This is a genomic window from Gammaproteobacteria bacterium (assembly GCA_029882975.1).
Lineage (GTDB): Bacteria > Pseudomonadota > Gammaproteobacteria > SZUA-152 > SZUA-152 > JAJDNG01.
Window position 1 is genome coordinate 34,955 of the sequence record JAOUJW010000024.1, and the last position, 21,652, is coordinate 56,606.

Genomic DNA, 21,652 nt, shown 5'->3' on the forward strand with positions numbered 1-21,652 from the left:
CGAGCGGCTAACGTTCTATTTTAATACTGTGCAGATGATTCATGGCAATCTGCAATTTGCCGTCCAGTAGCTGGGGAAGATAGCGAATCGATTCGTCAATGATGTCTTCAATACGCTCAGCATCCGCTTTGGCCGCTTTGCCCAGCACGTAATCCGCTACCTCGCGGCTATTGCCCGGATGTCCAATTCCTATACGTAGACGCAAGAATTCCTTACCCAATTGCGCCGCGATATCCCTAAGACCGTTATGACCGCCATGGCCACCGCCTTTTTTCAAACGCACCTCTCCAGGCGGAAGATCCAGCTCATCGTGCACCACCAGTATGTTTTCCACCGGAATTTTGTAAAACCGGGAAATAGCCGCTACGGCAAGACCACTGCGGTTCATATAAGTATGGGGTTTGAGCAGGCGGATTTGATAACCATCAAGGCTCAACAGGCAAACATCAGCATGAAATTTACTTTCATTACGAAACAGCACACCTTTTTGCCGAGCCAATTCATCTACCAACCAAAAACCGGCGTTATGCCGCGTGAGCTCATATTGGGGACCGGGATTTCCCAACCCCACAATGAGATCAATAGTCGACATAAACGCCGGTTTTAGGAGAGCTATCCGATTTTATTCGGCAGCGGCTTCTTCCGCAGCACCACCCTTAGGAGCATGACAACTAACTACCGCTGTATCGTGATCCGCTCCGTGGCTTAAAGCAGGAATGGTCACACCGCTGGGCAGTTTAATATCGGAAAGATGTAAAGCCTGCCCCGTTTCCAATGTGGATAAATCCACTTCGATAAACTCCGGTAAATCCTTGGCCATACACAACACATCCAGGCTGGTCATGGAATGGGACACGCTGCCACCAGCCTTTACGCCCGGTGAATTGGCTTCACCCACAAAGTGCAGAGGAACATGCATGTGAATTTTGTCCGTTTCGCTAACCCGTTGGAAATCCATGTGCAGGATTTTCGGCTTACTGGGATCCCGTTGCACATCTTTCAGCACAACTTTCTCGCTGTTCCCACCAACCTTCATGGTAAGGATATGAGAATAGAATGCTTCGTGCTCCAGATGATGCAACATTTCATTGTGATTCATCAGTATTGATACTGCATCTTGTCCCGCACCATACATAACACCAGGTACTTTATTCGCATGACGCAGGCGGCGGCTCGCACCCTTCCCCACATCCGTACGAACTTCGGCTTCCACCGTAAAACTTATACTCATTGTCAGTCTCCAAGTCTCAATTAACAACCAGCGAAACCGTGTAAAAAAACATCGGCTTGCGCTCTCATGCAATCCGCAGATTGCCTCTTCAACACCGGATTTCGCGACCAAATCCCGTGTTGAAAACAGATAATCAGTCCATAAACTCAATCCATGAACAATGAACTGACAGATTCTTCGTTACTGATGCGGCGCATCGTTTCCGCCAGTAAACCGGCGATACTGAGCTGGCGGATCTTGCCACAAGCCTGGGCCGCATCGGTCAGTGGAATCGTATCCGTAACCACCAACTCATCTAATTCTGATGCAGTGATGTTTGCCACTGCCTTGCCCGACAAGACAGCATGAGTACAGTAGGCCACCACTTTGTCTGCGCCGTGTTCTTTTAATGCTTGTGCCGCCATGCATAAAGTCCCGGCGGTATCTACCAAGTCATCAATCAAAACGCATTGTCGCCCTTCTACGTCACCGATGATATTCATCACTTTAGCTTCATTAGGCCGGGGACGTCGTTTATCGATGATGGCCAAATCCGCATCGTCCAAACGTTTCGCCAATGCTCTGGCTCGTACCACCCCGCCCACGTCAGGGGATACCACAATCAAATTTGGATATTCCTGCCGCCACACATCACCTAACAAGATTGGGGATGCGTAAATATTGTCCATGGGTTTTTCAAAAAAACCCTGAATCTGGTCAGCGTGCAAATCAACCGTAAGTACCCGATCTGCACCGGTGGTGGTAATCAAGTCCGCCACGACCTTTGCTGTTAACGGCACTCTGGCCGAACGAGGCCGGCGATCTTGACGGGAATAACCAAAATAGGGAATAACCGCGGTAATACGATAAGCCGAAGCCCGGCGAACCGCGTCGATAAACACCAACAATTCCATTAAGTTATCGTTGGTAGGCGCGCAAGTTGGTTGAATAATGAAAACATCCCGACCACGGACATTTTCCATCAACTCCAGCATCACCTCGCCGTCGCTGAAACGGCCGATTTGTACCTTACCCAGAGAAATGCTCAGGTAATTGGCCACAGCCTGGGCTAAGTTAGAATTGGCGTTTCCGGCAAACACCATCATTCTGCCGTCAGACACGGTTGAAACCCTCTTAAAAAGTGTGACCTTAAACAAGCTTATCCTAGGCTGAAACAGAATCGGCGCACAGCGCCTTAGGGTCAGCTCCGCTGCGCCGTTCAAAATCCCCGCTGCGCGGGCATTTTGTCGAACCTTTTGACGGTTCTCATCCAGCGTGCTAATAGCTCGTACTTGTTAAACCTGCCAGCCCAATCAATTATTTGGCTGGGGTGCCAGGATTCGAACCTGGGAATGCAGGGATCAAAACCCTGTGCCTTACCGCTTGGCGACACCCCAATAAAAGTGTAAAACTCAAAATTTGCCGAACATTTTCCTGCATTTGGTCTGCAGTGGCGAAACGTTTAAAGCCTTTGCCTTAAATCCGCTCCCCTTAACACCACACCATTGTGTTGGCATTTGTTCGAGCACTTGTTGTGCCCGCTCCTCGCTCGGAACCGCAACAAATACGCTACTGCCGGTACCGCTCATTTTTGCGGAATCGGTTCCAAGCACCGTATTGAGCCAATCTAATGCCGCAGCAACTGCAGGGAATTTTCTCCGTACCAGTGGCTCGAAAACATTTCCCCCGGCTCCGCCAAGGTAGTCGCGTATTGTGATGGCTTGCGAATCTCGTGTCAATTCCGAGTCTGTAAAAAGTTCGGCTGTAGGCACAGAAACCCCTGGGCTGATCACCACAAGCCAAGGCTCCTCCAGGGTCACTTCAGTGAGCTTTTCTCCCACTCCTTCCGCCCAAGCAGCATGCGCCCGAACAAACACGGGCACATCGGCACCCAGCGACAAACCTATATCCGCCAAAGTATCAATGCTGTAGTTCAAGCCCCATAATTGATTCAAGGCCACTAGCACAGTGGCTGCATCGGAACTTCCACCGCCCAGACCACCACCCATGGGAATGTGTTTTTCGACTTGAATATCCACCCCGAAATCGGAGGACGCAACCTGCTGTAGACGGCCGGCAGCCTTGACGACCAGATCGTCTTGGACTGCAACGCCCTCAATTTCACTGAGCCGGTTAATCACGCCATCGTCACGAACGTGAAATTGCAATGTATCGCCAAAATCGAGAAACTGAAACAGGGATTGCAGCTCATGATAACCGTCCGGCCTGCGCCCTGTAATGTGCAAAAACCAGTTGACCTTTGCAGGCGCCGGCCACATCGACACCTCATTAATGCATTGCAGCAGACTCACGCTTCAAGATTCCAGTGATCCACCACAACGATAATTTTCAACTTACCGTTTTTCAGTATCAGTTTACGCGGCATGGGAATAGTCCGAGTATCGGTATAGGACTTGTATTGTATCTGCCAATCGCCCTGTTGTAACAGTGAAACGCGACCCGAATCATCAAGCTCCACGGCCTTAACTCGTCCGGCCATTGGGATGCCACGCAGCCAATATTGCAGACCCGACATGGGAATCTGCCAACCGGTAAAATCATACAGTAAAGTTTGCGGGTTATCCGCATAGGACACATGTCCATCGGCCAGGCGCATTTCCACCCCAAACTGCGGGTTGCTTTTCAACTGCATGGCGCCCTGCCCCAGGGGGGCGTTGATATTGATCAGATAGTCTTCCGCACCTTGTTGCCAGCGCATTTGCCCCGACCAAGCTTGGGTTTCATACCGTACAGAAAGTCTCGCGCTAACAGACCATTGGGGAATCTGTTCCAGGTGTTGTTGCCGTGCCGACAGTTGCGGCAGGGATTGAACGTCTACAGAAGAAGATGAAGTTGAACCGGAAAGAGTGGCGCATCCACTGAGCAGGGATGCGCACAACAATAAAACGAATCTCACAAACCAAATCGCTTCATGACACTGCGCAAAGCCTCATGATCGGGATTGGTCTTGAGAGAATTTTCCCAAGTTTCCAGAGCCTGACTCTTATTACCCATAACCCACAGAACCTCACCCAAATGAGCGGCAATTTCCGGATCTTGGGTTAGTTCATTAGCTCGTTGCAAATGACTCAATGCAGTTTTGTAATTGCCCATTTGATATTGCACCCAACCCATGCTGTCAATCACAGCAGCATCATTGGGCTGCAACTCAAATGCCCGCTTGATATAGGTCAACGCTTCCTCATAACGACTGGTTCGATCCGCCAGCGTGTATCCCAGCGCATTCAGAACTTGAGCATTTTCGGGCTCTTCTTTCAAAATCTCTAACAAATCACTTTCAACCAGCGCCAATTCTCCCAGCTTCTCTGCAATCAAGGCTCGAGCATAGCGGACGCTGGATTCTTTCGGGAACTTGGTCAAGATATCAGAGTAAAACTGCTTGGCTTCCGGATACTTTTTAGTTTCCCGCAGCAAATCGCCTTCTACCAGGAATAACTGAATTTGTTGTTTTTCACTCTCAACACGCACAGTGCCGATGTGGTTCCTGGCGGATGCATAGTCTTGTTGTTTGCTCATCAGAGAAATAACTCTCAATTGCGCATTGAAATAGTATTCCCCATGCCGAACACCCAGATAATAGTTGATGGCGTCTTTATAATCGTTTAATTGCTCTGCAGCCTGCCCCAAATAAAAACTGGTTTCCGCTCGGTGCAATCCCAACTCACGCACTTTCAACAAATGCTCGCTAGCCAGTTTGGGCTTTTTCAGCTGCACCGCCAGTACACCGCTAAAATAGTTTGCATCGGCATGTTTGGGATGCAGTTCGGACAGTCGAATGAACTGCGCCAAGGCAGCGTCATACTTTCGCGCCTCAAACAACATACGAGCATAGGACATGCGTACGTCAGCATTCTTTTCCAAATCCCCATCCAGAGAGGTTTTCAGAAAGCTCAATGCCGTATCACCTTCCCCTTGTAAAGCCAGTACTCTGGCTCGAAGGATAACCGCCTTATCCCAGTTGGCTTTCAATTTCAGAACCTGGTCCAAGGTGGTTAAGGCCAAATCGAAGTTGACATGACGCATGGCCAGATGGGCATAGGCAAACAAGGCTTCGTAATTATCGCGATAGTCTTCCACAACCTTTTCCATGACAGTGATAGCCAGGGACCGATCGGGTTCCCGCGACAAGCGAGAGACAATGGCGCTAAACCCGCGTGCCGTATCGTCTATGTGTTGTAACATTTTTTGATATTGCTCCACTGCTTCGGCTGCTCTGCCAATTTTGAGTAAAGCTCCCGCATAGGTAGCAAAAGACTGAGGATTCTCCGCATCCAACTCTACCCATAAGCGGGCGGCGGACAACATTTTGCTCACATCCTGAGAGTAGCTTGCCACCTGGGCAGCCCGTTCGGCTACTTTGGGATCTTTAGTTTCGGTAGCAACATCCAGATAATTACGAACGGCCACATCCAGATGACCTCGCTGCGCGGAAATCTCCGCCAACAGCAGTCGGTATAGATGTTGAGGTGCAATTCTGGTTTCAAGTTTAGGTAGTAAAGCCGGCTCGAACTGCATGTCGTCCACTTTCGCTTCACTGGTAATCAAATCCTTTTGATTCAATTGAGCTACATCTTGGTCTTGCCCCGTATCCGGTTGCCGCGCCATGGCGCCACATCCAGTCAAAACCGAAATATTGATTAAAAGGATTAGATTTCGACTTAATTTCATCTTGTACTCCTGCCCCCCTACCATTTTTTTATCTACTACAAATTGGATGCCAAAACCGGAGGGTATTTTTCATTAGTGCTTAGAGCTTCTTTTATACTACATTCTTTCCCCACTTGTAATAACTATTTGGTGTTTTCTATTGTACATATTACATGTAATATAGGCGCCAATCGTCGGGTATTCTGGTACTTTTTGTTAAATTTCGCCCCCTTACGTAGGAATATACGTAATTAGGATGAAATTTACTAAGTAGACTATAAAATAACCACTATATTTTTAGTGTAATTGCTAAAAATTGTGCGATTTGGGCGTTCGAAAAGCAACTTCTGGTTACATTTTCCTTTAAAATGCCCGATAGTCACAAACAGATTGCATTAGCAACAAACCAGAACCCGGAATTATCATTTCGATCATTTTAGAGTTAGAGATATAGTCAGCAATGTCGATTTTAGCATTTGGGATCAACCACAAAACCGCGCCTGTCGCTATTCGCGAAAAAGTGGCTTTTGATCCGGGTCAAGTTGTTGACGCCCTCAAAGATCTGGTATCCCGACCGCATATCCAGGAAGCCGCTATTGTATCCACCTGCAATCGTACCGAATTATATTGCGGCATGGACCAGCAAAACCATGACCTGATCACCCGCTGGCTCAGCGACTACCATAACCTGGGCGAAAACGACATCAACCCCTACATTTACGCGCACCCGGACCAGCTTGCCGTTCGGCATGCGTTGAGAGTTGCCAGCGGCCTGGACTCACTGGTATTGGGCGAACCCCAAATTCTGGGCCAAATGAAAGATGCCTACAGCACCGCATCCGATGCCGGAACTTTAGGCAGCCTGTTGGACCGTCTGTTTCAGCACACTTTTTCTGTTGCTAAGCAAGTGCGAACCGATACCGCTATCGGCGCCAGTCCGGTATCTGTCGCCTTTGCTGCAGTCAACCTGTCCAAACAAATTTTCAGCAATTTCCAGGATCATACCGCCCTGCTTATCGGTGCCGGCGAAACCATAGAACTCACCGCCCGGCATCTGCACGAGAGCGGCATAGGACGTATGATTATTGCCAATCGGACGGTGGAAAAAGCCCGCTCGGTTGCAGCCGAATTTAATGCTTATGCCATTTCATTGCCGGAAATTCCCAGTCACTTGGCTGAAGCGGACATGATTATTTCCTCTACCGCCAGTCCTCTACCTATTTTGGGCAAAGGCAGTGTGGAAAGCGCCCTGAAAATACGCAAACACCGCCCCATGCTCATGGTGGATATTGCGGTTCCCCGGGATATTGAAGCCGAAGTGGGTAATTTGGACGATGTATTTTTGTACACCGTGGATGACCTCCAGGAAATCATTCAGGAAGGACTCAAATCCCGGCAAGAAGCGGCCGCCCAAGCTGAGGAAATCATCGACACCCAAGTATCCCATTTTATGAACTGGATCCAATCTTTGGAGTCTGTCAGCACTATTCGCGCAGTGCGGGATCAAGCAGAGATCAAGCGTGACCAGGAATTGCAGCGAGCTTTACAATTGATTCAATCCGGTAAAGACCCGGCACAAGTAATGGAACAACTGGCTAATCGCTTAACCAATAAGCTGATCCACGAACCCAGCACGCAATTAAAACAGGCAGGTTATGATGGCCGTTTTGAGTTGCTGAAAGCGGCTCAGGAACTGTTCAATCTACGCAACTCCGACTAGAATACCGCCTCGATGCACCCGCATCTCGGAACCCAAAGGAAAATAGAGTGAAAGCGTCCATACGCAGCAAGCTGGAAAAGCTTGTTGACCGACTTGAAGAAATCAATGCCCTGTTGGCAGACCCTGAAACTATTAGCAACCAAAATAAATTTCGGGACCTCTCCAAAGAACATGCGCAAATCGGCCCGGTGGTCGAGTGTTTTATGCGTTATCAGGAAACCCTGGAAAACATTGAAGAGGCCCAGGGCATGCTCAAGGACAGCGATCCGGAAATGCGTAAGCTGGGTGCGGAAGAAATAGAACACGGTAAAACCCGCCAAGCGGAACTGGAATTGGAACTGCAAAAACTGCTGCTCCCCCGGGATCCTAACGATGAGCACAATATATTTCTGGAAATTCGTGCCGGGACCGGCGGCGATGAAGCTGCGTTATTTGCCGGCGATTTGTATCGAATGTATGCCCGTTTTGCTGAAACCAAACGCTGGCAAGTGGAAACCATCAATGACAATCCCGGCGAACACGGCGGACACAAGGAACTTATTCTCCGTGTCATTGGCCAGGGCGCCTATTCTCAACTCAAGTTTGAATCCGGCGGACATCGGGTTCAGCGGGTACCGGAAACCGAGTCTCAGGGCCGCATCCATACATCCGCCTGCACAGTAGCCGTGATGCCGGAAATCCCTGAAGTGGAACTACCGGACATCAGTCCGGCCGATTTGAAAGTGGACACCTTTCGAGCCAGCGGCGCCGGCGGTCAACACGTGAATAAAACCGATTCGGCCATCCGCATTACCCACCTGCCCTCCGGCATTGTGGTGGAGTGTCAGGACGAACGCTCTCAACATAAAAACCGTGCCCGTGCCATGTCGTTGTTACAAGCTCGTATTCATGCGGTCGAACAGGAAAAACAAGCGGCGCAACAAGCCCAAACCCGTAAATCTCTGGTGGGCTCAGGAGATCGTTCGGAACGTATTCGCACCTATAATTTTCCTCAGGGACGCGTCACCGACCACCGTATTAACCTCACTCTGTACAAACTGGAAGATCTTATGCACGGTCAGGTGCAAATGCTGATCGACCCTTTGACCGCCGAACATCAGGCGCAACTGCTGGCGTCTATGAGCGATGAAAACTGATGACAACAGCAGTTGTATTCGCAGCGCCCCTCCCAGTATAGCCACCGCCTTAAACCACGCCGTTGAACAACTGCATCAAACCAGCGCCCGCCTGGAGGCGGAGATTTTGCTGGCTTTTTGCCTGCAGCAAAGTCGAACGTATTTAAGAACCTGGCCGGAACGACGGCTGGAGCCGCAACAATGGCAACAGTACCAGGGACTGATTCAACAGCGACACGAAGGTAAACCCATTGCCTATATTGTGGGACGTAAAGAGTTTTGGTCTATGGATTTACAGGTGTCCGAGGCCACCTTAATTCCAAGACCGGAAACGGAACGACTGGTAGAATTGGCCCTGGATCGTATCCCCAACGACGCCCACTACACGATTGCTGATCTGGGATGCGGCAGCGGTGCTATTGGCCTGGCCTTGGCCAAGGAACGTTCCGCTTGCCATATTATTGCTACGGATACGTCTGCCGCCGCACTCAGAATCGCCCAAAGTAATGCCCACAGCTTGGGAATCAAAAATGTTTCTTTTGTACAAGCCCACTGGCTTAACCCATTTGCATCTCGATGTTTTGACCTGATCGTATCCAACCCCCCCTATATAGCGCCGGACGATCCGCATCTACACAGCGGCGATTTAATTTTCGAACCTCCTACCGCGCTTCGATCCGACAATCTTGGCTTACAAGATTTGAGCACCATTATCAGACAAGGGGGGAATCACCTAAAACCGGGAGCCTGGCTGTTGCTGGAACACGGTTATAACCAGGCACGCGATGTCTGCGACTGTTTGACCCAACACGGTTTTCAGGCAATCCAATGTGAACGCGACTACAGCGGCAACGACCGGGTTTGTATGGCGCAGTATTCCGCTCAAGATTCAGGGAACCCGAAATGATGTAGAGAGTATTAACAAGCCCACACTTTTTGATTCCGTCACGTTTCGGGGCTTGATAATTCCTGCCCGGATAGTATGCTAAATGTATGGGTATACTGAACGATGAATTGTTAAAAAGAAGGGATATTCCTTTCTGCCCGATACATCCGGACTCGGACCAGGCCAAGTCAGCGGCAATGTTGCTGCTGGATGTACCCGGAATTACCCAAGTACGCCCTCTCAGTAATCGTCTGCTCCATATTGAATACAATATAAAATATGTCACCTTGCGCGCCTTGGAAGAAGCTCTTAGGGAAGTGGGCTACCATCTGGACAACAGCCTTTTCAATAAAATTCGCCGGGCACTGATTTATTACTGTGAGGAAACCCAACTGGCCAACTTAGGCTATGACCATTCCGATTCCAAATCCACGACAGAAATATTCACCAGTAAATACGCCAACCGGGAGCACGGTTGCCGTGACGAACGACCGCCTTATTATAGGAATTACAACTAAAAGCTTGATACACTGGGCCGCAAGGATGTAAACCACTTACTCTAATCACTATGAATGACGAACAGCTATTGCGCTATGCGCGCCAGATTATGCTGCCGCAACTGGAATTCCAGGGCCAAACCACCTTGCTGGAATCCCGTGTGGCCATTATTGGCATGGGCGGCCTGGGCTCTCCGGCTGCTATGTATTTGGCCGCCGCCGGTGTAGGACAGTTGGATTTATGCGATTTTGATACGGTGGATTTGAGTAATTTGCAACGGCAGCTACTTCACACCAGCGAACGCCTGGGTGAACCCAAAACCCAGTCCGCCGCAAAAACTCTCAAGGCTTTGAATCCTGAGGTTAAACTGCATTTACACGGACACAAACTCAGCCCGGAGGAATTACACGACCTCATTACCCAGGTGGATGCTGTTGTGGATGCCAGCGACAATTTTGAAACCCGTTTTCTGCTGAATCGCCTATGCGTACAAACCCGGACTGCCCTAATCTCCGGTGCGGCTATTCGGATGGAGGGACAGGTAACTGTATTTCGAAATGATGGTGAAGGCCCTTGCTATCGTTGTCTGTACAAAGTAGAAGATGCCGAACTAGAACAACGCTGCAGCGAAACAGGCGTTTTAGCGCCGCTAACCGGAATTATTGGCAGCATCCAAGCCACTGAAACCATTAAAGTATTACTAAATATGGGCCAAGACCTAAACGGTCGTTTATTAGTATTGGACGCGTTCACCATGGAATGGCGTAGCATTAAACTTCGTAAAGACCCCGCCTGCCCGGTCTGCAAATAAAACGTCGAACCTCCAATCGACTACTGTTTACCGCTTTTTCCAAGAATTTTGTCTTCAAAAAAATATTGTACATTTCAATAACATAGGATTAAAGGTTTCGCAAATGTGGACCGATAATTCCGTTTATAACACCATCATTCAAACACCGCAGTATCAAATAAAATCATTACTGTTAAGGGCACACTAGGATGAAAACCAGGTATTCCTACGTTATCAGTATTATTACTATCTGTGCAGTCTTACTGTTCACCGGCAGCGCCAATAGCAATACTGATAAAACCCCATTAATGGGGGCCGGAGCACATTTTGCGTGGATCGTGTTTGATGCGTTAAAACCTGAACTGGAAAAGGCCACTGGCCGAGACATTATTCTCTTTGGCGAAAACTCCATGCTGGGAGTCGGTTGTAATGCAGGCATTAAGGCAGCCAAACAAAATAGCCCTACCCGGGAAACCTTTGGTTTCGTCTGCTGCCCCTTATCCCCCGAGGAAATCAGCAAAAATAATCTCAAAGTGTATCCCCTGGCATACGAACCTATTCTGATTTTAACCAACTCCAATAATCCGGTTAAGAACATCACCAAAAAACAGGTACAAGCCGTATTTCGGGGCGACATTATCAATTGGAAACAAATCGGTGGCTCGGATACCCCGATTGTTGTGGTCACCCGGTTACATTGCAAAGATCGCCCCGGTCATTGGAAAACCATACTCCCTGATGCCGATCAATTCCGCCAGGAACGTCTCAATGTGAAAAGCGCTGCCGCCATGGTTCAAAGGGTCAGCGATTTTAAAAGCGCTATCGGCCACACCGGTTCCACCTGGAAATTTAAGAAAAGCGACAAAATAAAGGTTCTCACTGTGGACGGGATCGCTCCCACCGCCGAGAATCTGCGTAATGGAAAATATCCGTTTTTTCGTCGTTTGTCTGCGGTTACAGATGCCAAACCATCACCGGATGTAGTAAAGCTGATAAAAAGCGCCCAGACCGGTGCGGCATTCAAACAGGTTGCCAAACAATACAATTTACTACCGTTTAATAAAGCTCCGGCAGGGCTGGTAGCTCTGGACCCGTAGGAAAATCCAGGGTCGCTGAGAACCCGTTTAAAGGTATGATTCACACTTATCGATTTCGCCTGACCATCTATACCATAGGGCTGTTGGTTTTTCTGACAGGCACCCTATCGTTAACTTATATTTATACACGCGGAGTTATCCTCACACAGGCAGAAGAAAGCGCAAACGCTACCGCGCAAGTGTTACAAGCCAATCTGGAACTGGAAGAAAAGGAGTTGGTGCACTATACGGAGATTGTGCGAGACGATATTCGAGTTAAAGAATATTTGTTCATGATTGCCAAAGTGGGTACAGACTCCTCGGCACTGGAAACGCTCTACAAACGACAGTTCGGATGGTTACCTGTGGAAAACCATCTTATCATCAGTAATTCCGGCGAGATCATCTCAGGGAATAAAAACTCCACCCTGGCACCGGCTTTGATCAAACACAGTCAAAACTCCAATGAAGAAGTGTTTTATTACAATGGAGCCAACGGTATGGAGTTGGTATCGTGGGCACCGGTCATTTATCAAAATACCAGCCTGGGATTGGTAGCCTTAACCCATTTGTTAAACAACCGTTGGCTGGAAAATATTCGTGAACGCAGTGGCGGTTTCTTATTCCTGGTGGAACAGGAAAAAGTATTAATCAGCAGTCTAAAGCAAGCAATAAACAAACGCTTTGTTACAGACGAAAAAGGTAGAGCCCATGTGGATGGCAACGTCTACCGAGTCAATCGTATTGGACCAAGAATGGTCAGTACCGCACCTCAAATCTGGTATGGTGTCTCCGAACAAGATTTGTTGGAAGGACTGGGCCGTCTCACTCGATTCGTACTTTTGGTGATTTTCGCCGGTAGTTTGGCAGTGTTTGGTATGGGCTTGGCCATTTTTAGAAACTTTTCTTCGCCCTTGAATCAACTCATGCGCATGACTAAGGCTGTCGCTAAAGGTGAATTCCCTAATATGGACAAATCTGTCCTAAAAAACGAAATCGGCGAGCTATCCAATATGTTTGTGGAAATGCTGGCTGCGTTGCGTCACAAACAGGCGGAAATCGATAGAATCCATAAAGAACTGGAAGAATCCGCCATCACCGATGCGTTGACTTCCTTATATAATCGCCGCTATTTACAGGAGGTGTTCCCCAAGGTATTAAGTCAGGCACAGCGGGAGAAGCAGTATTTAACCGGTATCCTGCTGGACTTGGATCACTTCAAACAAATCAACGACCGCTATGGCCACTTGGGCGGCGACCAATGCCTGACCCAAGTAGCCCAGCTGTTACGTGACATATCCCGCGCCAACGACTATGTCTTTCGTATCGGTGGTGAAGAGTTTTTTATTCTGAGTAGTACTGAAATGAACAATGGCGGAATGGTGCTCGCAGAGAAAATACGAGAATCCATAGAAGCCCACGAGGTACACTATAAAGACCTGATCATTCCTTTGACCGCCAGCATCGGCGTCGCCATCGCCAAGTTAGACCTTCCCTCTGACAAAGCACTTACCTATTTACTGTTCCATTCCGATAAGGCCATGTATCAAGCAAAAGTGAACGGTAGAAATCAAATTAAAATGCAATCCGCTGTTGATGCCGGTGATGAAACGCGTGACGCGTCGTAAAGACGGGTTTCACCCTGCGTATCCATTCAATCAAGGTGGCGTTCAAATTCCTCCAACAAACCCAGGAATTGATCCCAATCCCCCTGCGCCCCCTCCATTTGAGTCGCCAATACCGTCATGCTTTGCAAACCGAAATAACCGGCCACACCTTTTAGCTGATGCACATAATCCTTTAGCTGCAATGGATCGCGCTTGTCACATGCCGCTCGTAATAATTGCCCCAGTCGCTGCAACTCCGCGGTAAGCTTGTTTTCCATACCCTGAGCCACTGCCGCCGATTGAGTGGCAGGAGAACTTTGCGCTTCTTGCTCTGATTGATCAACACCATTGGGGTTCAACCCTTTTTTTATGCCCAGCAACACATTCCACAACTGCTCTTCTATAATGGGTTTTAACAAAACATCCTCAAAACCCATTTGCGCCAGTTTCTGTTCCGAATCCGCAAATACATCCGCGGTTAAAGCCACCACCGGGGTTTGTTCGTTAATGCCTTTTCCGGCTTTGATGCGTTTAACAGCTTCCACCCCATCAATGCCCGGTAGGTGGATATCCATAAAAATAACATCAAATAGCCGGGCTTCAGCAGCATCCACCGCTTTCAAGCCGTTATCCACCAAAACGGGTTCAATACTCTGGCCTCGCAACAAAGTCAGAATCAGGTCTCGGTTAAAGGGGTTATCTTCCACCACCAGCACTTTTAAACCATCCAGTGATAGCGTTCCGCCGTCATCCTGAAAACTGACTTGAGGATCCGACCTAGTTCCCAGCAATTTGGAGATCACTCTGCGCATGCGGTCCCGACGTACCGGCTTGGACAAACACAACGTTTCTCCACCATAACCCGCACAAGACAACAGCTCATCTCCGGAGCGGTTCGCTAACACCACCACCGGACCGGAAAAACCGGCCCGGACTTGTGCAATTAAGCTGTTCGTAGCAGCAACATCATGATTTTGGTATAACTCCTCTTGATGTAATTCCTCATTACTCAACCCAATCATAGTCAGATCGCATGTCGACCCTTGCATTGCCAGTATTTTTTGCAGATGACTTTGATCACGTGCCACGAACACACCGGCCCCTAAAAAGATCAAATTGTTTCTCAGGGTACGACGGGAAAAAGAATGGTCGTCGTAGATGATCACATTCTTACCCTGCAGAGGCTGGGCCTCTGCGTAACTATCCTCCCGCTCCGGTTGTACCGCCTCAAACGGCAGTGTAAACCAAAACCGACTGCCTTCACCCAGGACGCTGTCCACCCCCATGGTTCCGTTCATCATTTCAACAAAACGTCGCGCGATAGTTAAGCCTAAACCGGTTCCCCCAAATTTTCTGGAAATGGACGAATCCGCTTGGGAAAACTCCTTAAACAACTGTTCCAGATTAGCGCTGTCTATGCCAATGCCGGTATCCAATACCGCGATCTTAAAGTTACCCTTTTGCCCATCCGTGCTTTCTGACTCCAGCTCTGCCTGCACCACAACACTGCCTTGTTCAGTAAACTTAATCGCATTATTCACCAGATTGGTGAGTATTTGGCTTATGCGAGCGGGATCACCCAAGATATATCGAGGCACGTCCGAATGTACCAACAACACCAATTCCAGCTTTTTATCGTGCGCGGTAGCGCTGAGCATACTGACAACATCTTCCAACACGCCTGTTAGTTCAAAGGGGACGGACTCCAGCTCTATAGCACCGGATTCCAACCGCGAAAAACTCAGTACATCGTCAATAACCGTTAGCAGTTGTAGTGCCGCTCTTTGAATCGTGCGGGTATATTCCCACTGATCAGGCGTCTGCTGAGTCCTATGCAACAAGCGGGTAAAACCCAACACCGCATTCATGGGCGTGCGTATTTCGTGACTCATTTTAGCAAGGAAATCCGCTTTGGCTTTACTGGCCGACAAGGCATCGTTCCTGGCGGAGTCCAGTTCCACATTACGTTGCTCCAATTGCGCCACGGTATGAGTTAAGGCTTCAGTGGCCTTGGCCACCTGTTGCTGTAAATCCTGGGTTGCCTCTTGCAAGGCGACCGCCAAAGCATTGAAACCGGATTCCAGAGCGCCCAACTCGCCACCGGAACTCTCTTCCACTCTGACGCAAAAATCACCACTGCGTAAGCGTTTCTCACCAGCGGACAGATTCATGATGGGACGAATAACACTGTTACCCACCCATAAGGCCAAAAACACGCTGACACCTAAGCCAAATAAAACCAACATGACCGAATTCACCAGGATTTGCCGTTGCTCCTGATGCACATGCACGGGAGACATCACCACCAATACTTTCCCCAGGGGTTGCCCCGTTTTCGGCGCAACGGCAAACAGGTCCGATTCGTAATCAGTCACATCAATTCCCGATTCAAACACGATCTGACTGTAGTGAAATGGACTATCAGATGTACCATTCGAAACCGCCGCCCCCGCCGCTTGTGCCACCACCTTATTGGCTGCATCAAAGACCACTAACTTTTCCACATCGGCGTCCCGTGCCGAGGAGTCCAGCAAGCTTTGCAGCATTTTATTGTTCCCCGAATACAAACCAAATTCACCAGCTGAGGCCAAGTGTTTCACCAATGCCTGGCCCCGCAAGCGTAAGTACCGCTCGGAATCGGAGAAACGTTCTATTGCTGTGTAGTAGGCCATGGACACGGCTATCAATAACACGGGGAATATGGCCAGCGTCAATACTCGGGAACGGATACCCATTTTCTTAAACAGGTATTTATTCATAACTGTTTACCCCCGGCTCATCTATACCTACGGGTATTTTTATTCCCAGAGACCGAGCGACCGAATGATTTACCTCCACACTGTAGTATTTGGGAAACACGGACTCGGACCAAGATTCTCCAATGAGAAATGCCTGCGCCAATTCCGCGGAGTGCTTACCAATCTGCTCTGGTGTACTGAATACGGCGGCTAAAGCCCCGGCAGTGACATAGGCTTTAGAAAACCCCAACACGGGCACCTTTTGCCGATAGGCGGAATAGAGCAACCATTTAGCCTGGCGTGGCGAGTTGACTTGCGGATCGGGTATAGCAAGAAAAACATCACTGCTCTTTAACAAAGGCCGAATCTGCTTTACGAAGTTGCCCGGACCAATGTGAACCGACTGTAACTCCAAATTCAATTGACGTGCTGCCTGTGCTACTTCCGACTGCCGCGCTGAAGAAACAGCACCAAAGGCGACTCCCACCGTTGTCGCCTGAGGCAATAAATGCCGCCCTAAACTTAATTGCCGCTCAAACGGTTGGTCGAGGTAGATGGCGGATATACGTTTTGCCGGATCTGCACGTACCAAAGACTCAAAAGCGGTCTTAGGAATAAACACACAAAGAATACCGGCAGCGGCCAAATCAGAACCCAGCACAACCTCCGCGGCATTAACACCCACTGTAATTACCAGGTCACGCACAGCCAATGACTGACTTAACGACGCCATATCACTCAATGTGTAATAGCGAATTTTGGCTGCGCTGCCGTCTTGAACACCCCGAACAAACCCGTCTTTCACTCGCTCATAAGAACTGGAATTGCTGCTAAACACCACATGAACGGTTGCGTTGCCCGGCTCCTCTGCGTGCGCAAAAAAAATGGCGCCGGATAAAAACAATCCGGAAACTAAAACGCAACAAGGAATCAGGCGTGAAAAGACCATAGCCGCACCGGCGCTACGAACTAGAAGTCCGCACTGAACTTAATGTAAAAACGTCGGCCAAAGGTATTCTCCTTCCTGAACTCTGCATATTCATCATCCAGGACGTTGTGGATAATAAAACGGGCACTTGAGGAATCCAGTCCGAACCGCAGCTTTTTGACGATCTGCGCATCCCAGCGCGAATACCCATCTATGTAGTCACCATCTCCTTCCCATTCCATATCGGATACGTGATAAAAACTGAGACTGCCCCACCAGTTTGAATTCAAATCGTGTCTCAGATTGAAACTCAAGGTATGCCTAGGTACATTGTCGGCAGCATCAGTGACCACATTCGGGTTTATTTTACTCATCAAAACACCGCGGGTTTTAGCATAGGAATACTGCAAGCCCACTTTGAACCGTGACCAGGGCTGGTACCCCAGTTGAAACTCCACCCCCTCCGTATCCGCGTAACCATTATTGGACCATACCTTAGTCCCGCCGGAATCCTCCGGTGCGAGAATCAGATTACGCAGTTCCTCCTTAAATAACTTCATATCAAAGGTAATATTCCATTGCGGCAGTTCAGCCAGATACGCCGCCTCTAAAGAAATAATCTTTTCCGGTTGTAAATTGGGATCGCTGGCATAGAGCACATAGGCAGACCCTGCGCTATCTCTGATTACCCAACGATGGTTGGCTTCGAATAAAGATGGCGCTCGATGCGCCCGTGAGCCACTCACACGAAACGTATGATTGGAATTCAATTTGTAATTTAATGCCAGACGTGGTGAATTAAAACGACGTCGATGGTCGGACTGTTCTACCATGTACCCAAAATTCAACAAGACAGGATCCCACAATTGCCACTCACCGTTAAAAAATACATTGGCGCTGCGGGCGCTGATATAACCTTCCTTGTCCAAAATATATTGGCCTTTAATGCGATCGCGGCGCATGCTGCCACCCCAGGCAAACCGCATTCCGGCAAAAGGACGAATATTGTGTTGCGCCTCCAACTCGGTTCGGTCCGCCAAACCATCCTGCTGACCGACATTAACCAGCTCGCTTGGCAAACCCAGAACGGCGGTATCCACGGTGTACTCATCCCTTTGCTCATGCCGGTTATAAAACAATTGTACGAAAAACTCATCCGTATTGGATTGAGTTCGAGTCCAACGTAAATGCGCATGAGAACTTCTAACATCCTTCTCTCGCGCCGGGTCCAGTGGGTTATTTTCAAACCCCAGACCTAACTGACCATGCACATAGCCCAGACTCCAGTCCAATAAATTCCGTTGACTGCGAGTATACTGTCCGCGAATATCCACGTCCTTCACGGTTTTATCATCCACCACCGCGTTAAACCCTTCATCGCGCTGCGATCTGACCGTTACTCGATAATCCAAATCACCCAAACTATCAGAATGACGCATTAACACATTATCGGTCCTCTGGGTTCCGCGGATCACTTTAAACAAACTACCGTGATCCTCAAAGGCCTGACGCGTTACAATGTTTATAGAGCCCAAAAAAGCGTTGGAACCATAGGCCGGTGCGTTCGGCCCTCGTACCACCTCAATGCGATCCACGTTTTCCAAGGCCACACCCAAATTGGCCCAGTCCACATTGGATAAAAGGGGTCGATACACGGAACGTCCGTCCACCATGACTTGAAACTTTCGGGGAAAGCCAAATGAAAGACCATGATAAGTGACAGCAAAGCTGTTACCACTGACATGTGCCACTTGAAACCCTGGGATTAATCGCAAAATATCCACCAACTCCACCGCACCGGAAGCGTCGATGATTTCACGATTGATGATGGTAATCGATGCGGGAGAATCAGACTTAGGTTGCGATAGACGACTGGCCGAAACCACCACGGGTATATCCGCTAAAAAATCATCCTCGCTGAATTCGTTGGCTATGGCCCCCTGGGAAAACCCCAGAGTCATTCCCAGCAGCCACCGACTGAACTGGTTTCCTACATAATTTTTCACCGAACAACTTGCAGGGCATGAGGTCTTTCTTATGAGGAACATTGATAGGCACCGGCGCAAACCATTATTCGTAAAGGCGCTAAGATAGCATGAAAGCTGAAAAGCCGCTAAACCGCCAAACCCATCTTTTGGGCCGCAATCACCGCCTGAGTTCGATTATTCACTCCCAGTGCTTTAAAAACAGCAGTCACGTGAATTTTTACCGTATGCTGAGACACCCCCAGCGCGCGAGCGATTTCCTTATTTTGCTTTCCCTTGGCCAACAGTACCAATACGTCAAATTGACGATCCGTGAGCGTTTCTTTTAATTCGTGGTCATCGATCTTGGTGGCGTTTTCTTCTGCTTCGTCTTCGTCGTCATCGGCTTTCATCAGATCGGGGGGCACATAAACACCACCGGACATCACCAACTTGATGGCGTTAAGCATAACATCGTGTGGAGTGGTTTTAGGTATGAAACCGAACGCACCTCGATCCAAGGCACGACGCATATCGGATTTCTTATTGGATGCGGATAAAATTACCACCGGCGTATCCGGATAACTCTCTGCAAGCTGACCCAACAGTTCAAAGCCGTCTGTCTCCGGCATGTACAGATCCAGCAACACAATATCAAATGCGGGCGACGACTGTAGAGCCTCCAAAACCTCTTTGCCATTACCGGCTTCTGTAATGGCAACGTCTGCGGAGATCTCCTGGAGGGTGTTGCGAATTCCCTCGCGGATCAATACATGGTCATCGGCAACTAAAATTTTCAACGGTTTATCCTCTTTCGTCTCAGCTACCCAGACAATCACAGGTCAGAGTTATTCAGCAAGCTCTGCATGGACATTTTAACTGTACACAGAAAAAAGCGGTTTTTATACACAACTAAGGCCCTAGTACAAATGTACTATAGCAAATCAACAGCATCCCATTGATTTTAGGGCTTTCTCTATTCGCCGGAGAGCTTTTTCTTGAGCAACTCGTTAACCTGCTGGGGATCAGCCTGCCCCTTGGTCGCTTTCATGGCCTGACCCACGAAAAAGCCAAACAGTTTGTCTTTGCCGGATCGATATTGCTCCACCTGGCCGGGATTGGCGGCAATAATATCGTCAATGATTTTTTCCACCTCTGAGGAATCAGCCACTTTCAAACCGCGTTTTTCAATAATGGTGTCCACATCCCCTTCGCCATCCCAAAGTGCCTGAAATACCTGTTTGGCCATTTTGCCAGTGATATCGCCTTGCTTGATCTTTAGAATCATACTACTGAGCATAGGCGCACTTACCGGACTGTCCTGAATACTGAGATTATTTTTGTTTAATGCACCGGTTAAATCACTGATGATCCAGTTGGCCGACAACTTCGGTTCGTCGGTTTCCTTAACCACCGCCTCAAAGTAATTCGCCAGCGCCAGGCCGGCGGTAATCACCCCGGCGTCATAGGCGCTCAAGCCCAGTTGTTCCATATAACGGTTTTTCTTTTCATCGGGCAACTCGGGCAAGGTTGCTTTGACTTGCTGTAAATAGTCTTCACTAACCTCTACGGGTAATAGATCCGGGTCGGGAAAGTAACGATAGTCGTTGGCTTCTTCTTTCTCACGCATCTTCCGAGTGACATCCGCATCCGGATCGTACAGACGGGTTTGTTGCACGACTACGCCGCCACCTTCGATCAGTTCGATCTGACGCTCAATCTCGTAGTTGATGGCTTTTTCAACAAAGCGAAAGGAGTTGATATTCTTTAACTCGGTTCGGGTACCAAATTCTTTTTGACCTTTGGGTCGAATCGAAACATTGGCATCGCAACGGAATGAGCCTTCCTGCATATTGCCATCGCAGATTTCCAAATATTGCACCAGGGAATGAATTTTTTTCATGTAGGCTACAGCTTCGGCGGCGGATCGCATGTCCGGCTCGGAAACAATTTCCAGTAAGGGAGTGCCGGCCCGGTTTAAATCAATACCCGTCAAGCCATGAAAGTCCTCGTGTAAGGACTTACCCGCGTCTTCTTCCAAATGGGCTCGTGTGACACCGATGGTTTTGACGCTACCGTCCTCCAGTTCGATATCAATATGACCACCGTCCACAATGGGCAACTCATATTGGCTGATTTGATAGCCCTTCGGTAAATCGGGATAAAAATAGTTTTTACGTGCAAACACCGACCGCGGCGCCACCTTGGCGCCAATGGCCAGACCAAACTTGGCCGCCATGCGTACCGCTTCGGTATTTAATACCGGCAACACCCCCGGCAAACCCAGATCCACTGCACAGGCCTGCGTGTTGGGTTGTGCGCCGTAGGCAGTGGACGCACCGGAAAATATTTTACTTTTGGTGGCGAGCTGCGCGTGAATTTCCAAGCCAATGACCACTTCCCATTGCATTGTTATACCCTTCTTAGATTCGTTTCGCTTTTCAATTGTTGT

The 21,652-nt window shown here is 48.9% G+C and carries 18 protein-coding genes and 1 tRNA gene; 7 read left to right on the forward strand and 12 right to left on the reverse strand.

Annotated features, from left to right (window positions below; translation table 11 throughout):
* Window positions 1-7: 7 nt before the first annotated feature.
* The 7 genes from pth to OEY58_16160 form a co-directional block, all read right to left on the reverse strand.
* Entirely contained in the window at window positions 8-592 is a 585-nt protein-coding gene (pth, locus tag OEY58_16130; GenBank protein MDH5326985.1) for an aminoacyl-tRNA hydrolase, read from the reverse strand.
* A gap of 30 nt (window positions 593-622) precedes the next feature.
* On the reverse strand, window positions 623-1,231 hold the full coding sequence (locus OEY58_16135; GenBank protein MDH5326986.1) for a 50S ribosomal protein L25/general stress protein Ctc: 609 nt from the start codon (window positions 1,229-1,231) through the stop codon (window positions 623-625).
* 146 nt (window positions 1,232-1,377) lie between these two features.
* Complete coding sequence (locus tag OEY58_16140) at window positions 1,378-2,316, reverse strand: ribose-phosphate diphosphokinase (protein MDH5326987.1); 939 nt, start codon at window positions 2,314-2,316, stop codon at window positions 1,378-1,380.
* Window positions 2,317-2,532: 216 nt separating this feature from the next.
* Window positions 2,533-2,607: transfer RNA gene (locus tag OEY58_16145), tRNA-Gln, on the reverse strand.
* 15 nt (window positions 2,608-2,622) lie between these two features.
* On the reverse strand, window positions 2,623-3,522 hold the full coding sequence (gene ispE / locus OEY58_16150; GenBank protein MDH5326988.1) for a 4-(cytidine 5'-diphospho)-2-C-methyl-D-erythritol kinase: 900 nt from the start codon (window positions 3,520-3,522) through the stop codon (window positions 2,623-2,625).
* Window positions 3,519-4,127 (reverse strand): lipoprotein insertase outer membrane protein LolB, encoded by a 609-nt coding sequence (gene lolB, locus OEY58_16155; GenBank protein ID MDH5326989.1) that lies wholly within the window; start codon window positions 4,125-4,127, stop codon window positions 3,519-3,521. The genes ispE and lolB overlap by 4 nt, the downstream gene beginning before the upstream one ends.
* Window positions 4,124-5,899: a tetratricopeptide repeat protein gene (locus OEY58_16160; protein MDH5326990.1), complete on the reverse strand. Its 1,776-nt coding sequence runs from the start codon at window positions 5,897-5,899 to the stop codon at window positions 4,124-4,126. Before OEY58_16160 ends, lolB begins: the two co-directional genes overlap by 4 nt.
* A 439-nt stretch (window positions 5,900-6,338) precedes the next feature.
* Here OEY58_16160 and hemA point away from each other — a divergent pair, with 439 nt between their 5' ends.
* From hemA to OEY58_16195, 7 genes are all read left to right on the forward strand, one after another.
* Complete coding sequence (hemA, locus tag OEY58_16165) at window positions 6,339-7,598, forward strand: glutamyl-tRNA reductase (GenBank protein ID MDH5326991.1); 1,260 nt, start codon at window positions 6,339-6,341, stop codon at window positions 7,596-7,598.
* Between the two features lie 47 nt (window positions 7,599-7,645).
* Window positions 7,646-8,734 (forward strand): peptide chain release factor 1, encoded by a 1,089-nt coding sequence (gene prfA / locus OEY58_16170; protein ID MDH5326992.1) that lies wholly within the window; start codon window positions 7,646-7,648, stop codon window positions 8,732-8,734.
* Window positions 8,724-9,620 (forward strand): peptide chain release factor N(5)-glutamine methyltransferase, encoded by an 897-nt coding sequence (gene prmC, locus OEY58_16175; GenBank protein ID MDH5326993.1) that lies wholly within the window; start codon window positions 8,724-8,726, stop codon window positions 9,618-9,620. Before prfA ends, prmC begins: the two co-directional genes overlap by 11 nt.
* A gap of 86 nt (window positions 9,621-9,706) precedes the next feature.
* Window positions 9,707-10,117 carry a hypothetical protein gene (locus OEY58_16180; GenBank protein ID MDH5326994.1) on the forward strand — a complete coding sequence of 137 codons (411 nt, stop codon included), beginning with the start codon at window positions 9,707-9,709 and terminating at the stop codon, window positions 10,115-10,117.
* Window positions 10,118-10,167: 50 nt separating this feature from the next.
* Window positions 10,168-10,908: a molybdopterin-synthase adenylyltransferase MoeB gene (gene moeB / locus OEY58_16185; protein MDH5326995.1), complete on the forward strand. Its 741-nt coding sequence runs from the start codon at window positions 10,168-10,170 to the stop codon at window positions 10,906-10,908.
* Window positions 10,909-11,096: 188 nt separating this feature from the next.
* On the forward strand, window positions 11,097-11,984 hold the full coding sequence (locus tag OEY58_16190) for a substrate-binding domain-containing protein (GenBank protein MDH5326996.1): 888 nt from the start codon (window positions 11,097-11,099) through the stop codon (window positions 11,982-11,984).
* Window positions 11,985-12,019: 35 nt separating this feature from the next.
* Window positions 12,020-13,591, forward strand: coding sequence for a diguanylate cyclase (locus tag OEY58_16195; protein MDH5326997.1), 1,572 nt, complete (start codon window positions 12,020-12,022; stop codon window positions 13,589-13,591).
* Between the two features lie 26 nt (window positions 13,592-13,617).
* Here the strand turns inward: OEY58_16195 and OEY58_16200 are convergent, their stop codons facing one another.
* From OEY58_16200 to gatB, 5 genes are all read right to left on the reverse strand, one after another.
* Window positions 13,618-16,329 (reverse strand): ATP-binding protein, encoded by a 2,712-nt coding sequence (locus tag OEY58_16200; protein ID MDH5326998.1) that lies wholly within the window; start codon window positions 16,327-16,329, stop codon window positions 13,618-13,620.
* The gene (locus OEY58_16205; protein ID MDH5326999.1) at window positions 16,322-17,257 is read right to left on the reverse strand and encodes a hypothetical protein; all 936 of its coding nucleotides are present in this window, start codon (window positions 17,255-17,257) and stop codon (window positions 16,322-16,324) included. Before OEY58_16205 ends, OEY58_16200 begins: the two co-directional genes overlap by 8 nt.
* Before the next feature lie 20 nt (window positions 17,258-17,277).
* Entirely contained in the window at window positions 17,278-19,242 is a 1,965-nt protein-coding gene (locus OEY58_16210; protein MDH5327000.1) for a TonB-dependent receptor, read from the reverse strand.
* Between the two features lie 107 nt (window positions 19,243-19,349).
* Window positions 19,350-20,000 (reverse strand): response regulator transcription factor, encoded by a 651-nt coding sequence (locus tag OEY58_16215; protein MDH5327001.1) that lies wholly within the window; start codon window positions 19,998-20,000, stop codon window positions 19,350-19,352.
* 176 nt (window positions 20,001-20,176) lie between these two features.
* Window positions 20,177-21,616 carry an Asp-tRNA(Asn)/Glu-tRNA(Gln) amidotransferase subunit GatB gene (gatB, locus tag OEY58_16220; protein ID MDH5327002.1) on the reverse strand — a complete coding sequence of 480 codons (1,440 nt, stop codon included), beginning with the start codon at window positions 21,614-21,616 and terminating at the stop codon, window positions 20,177-20,179.
* Window positions 21,617-21,652: the final 36 nt, after the last annotated feature.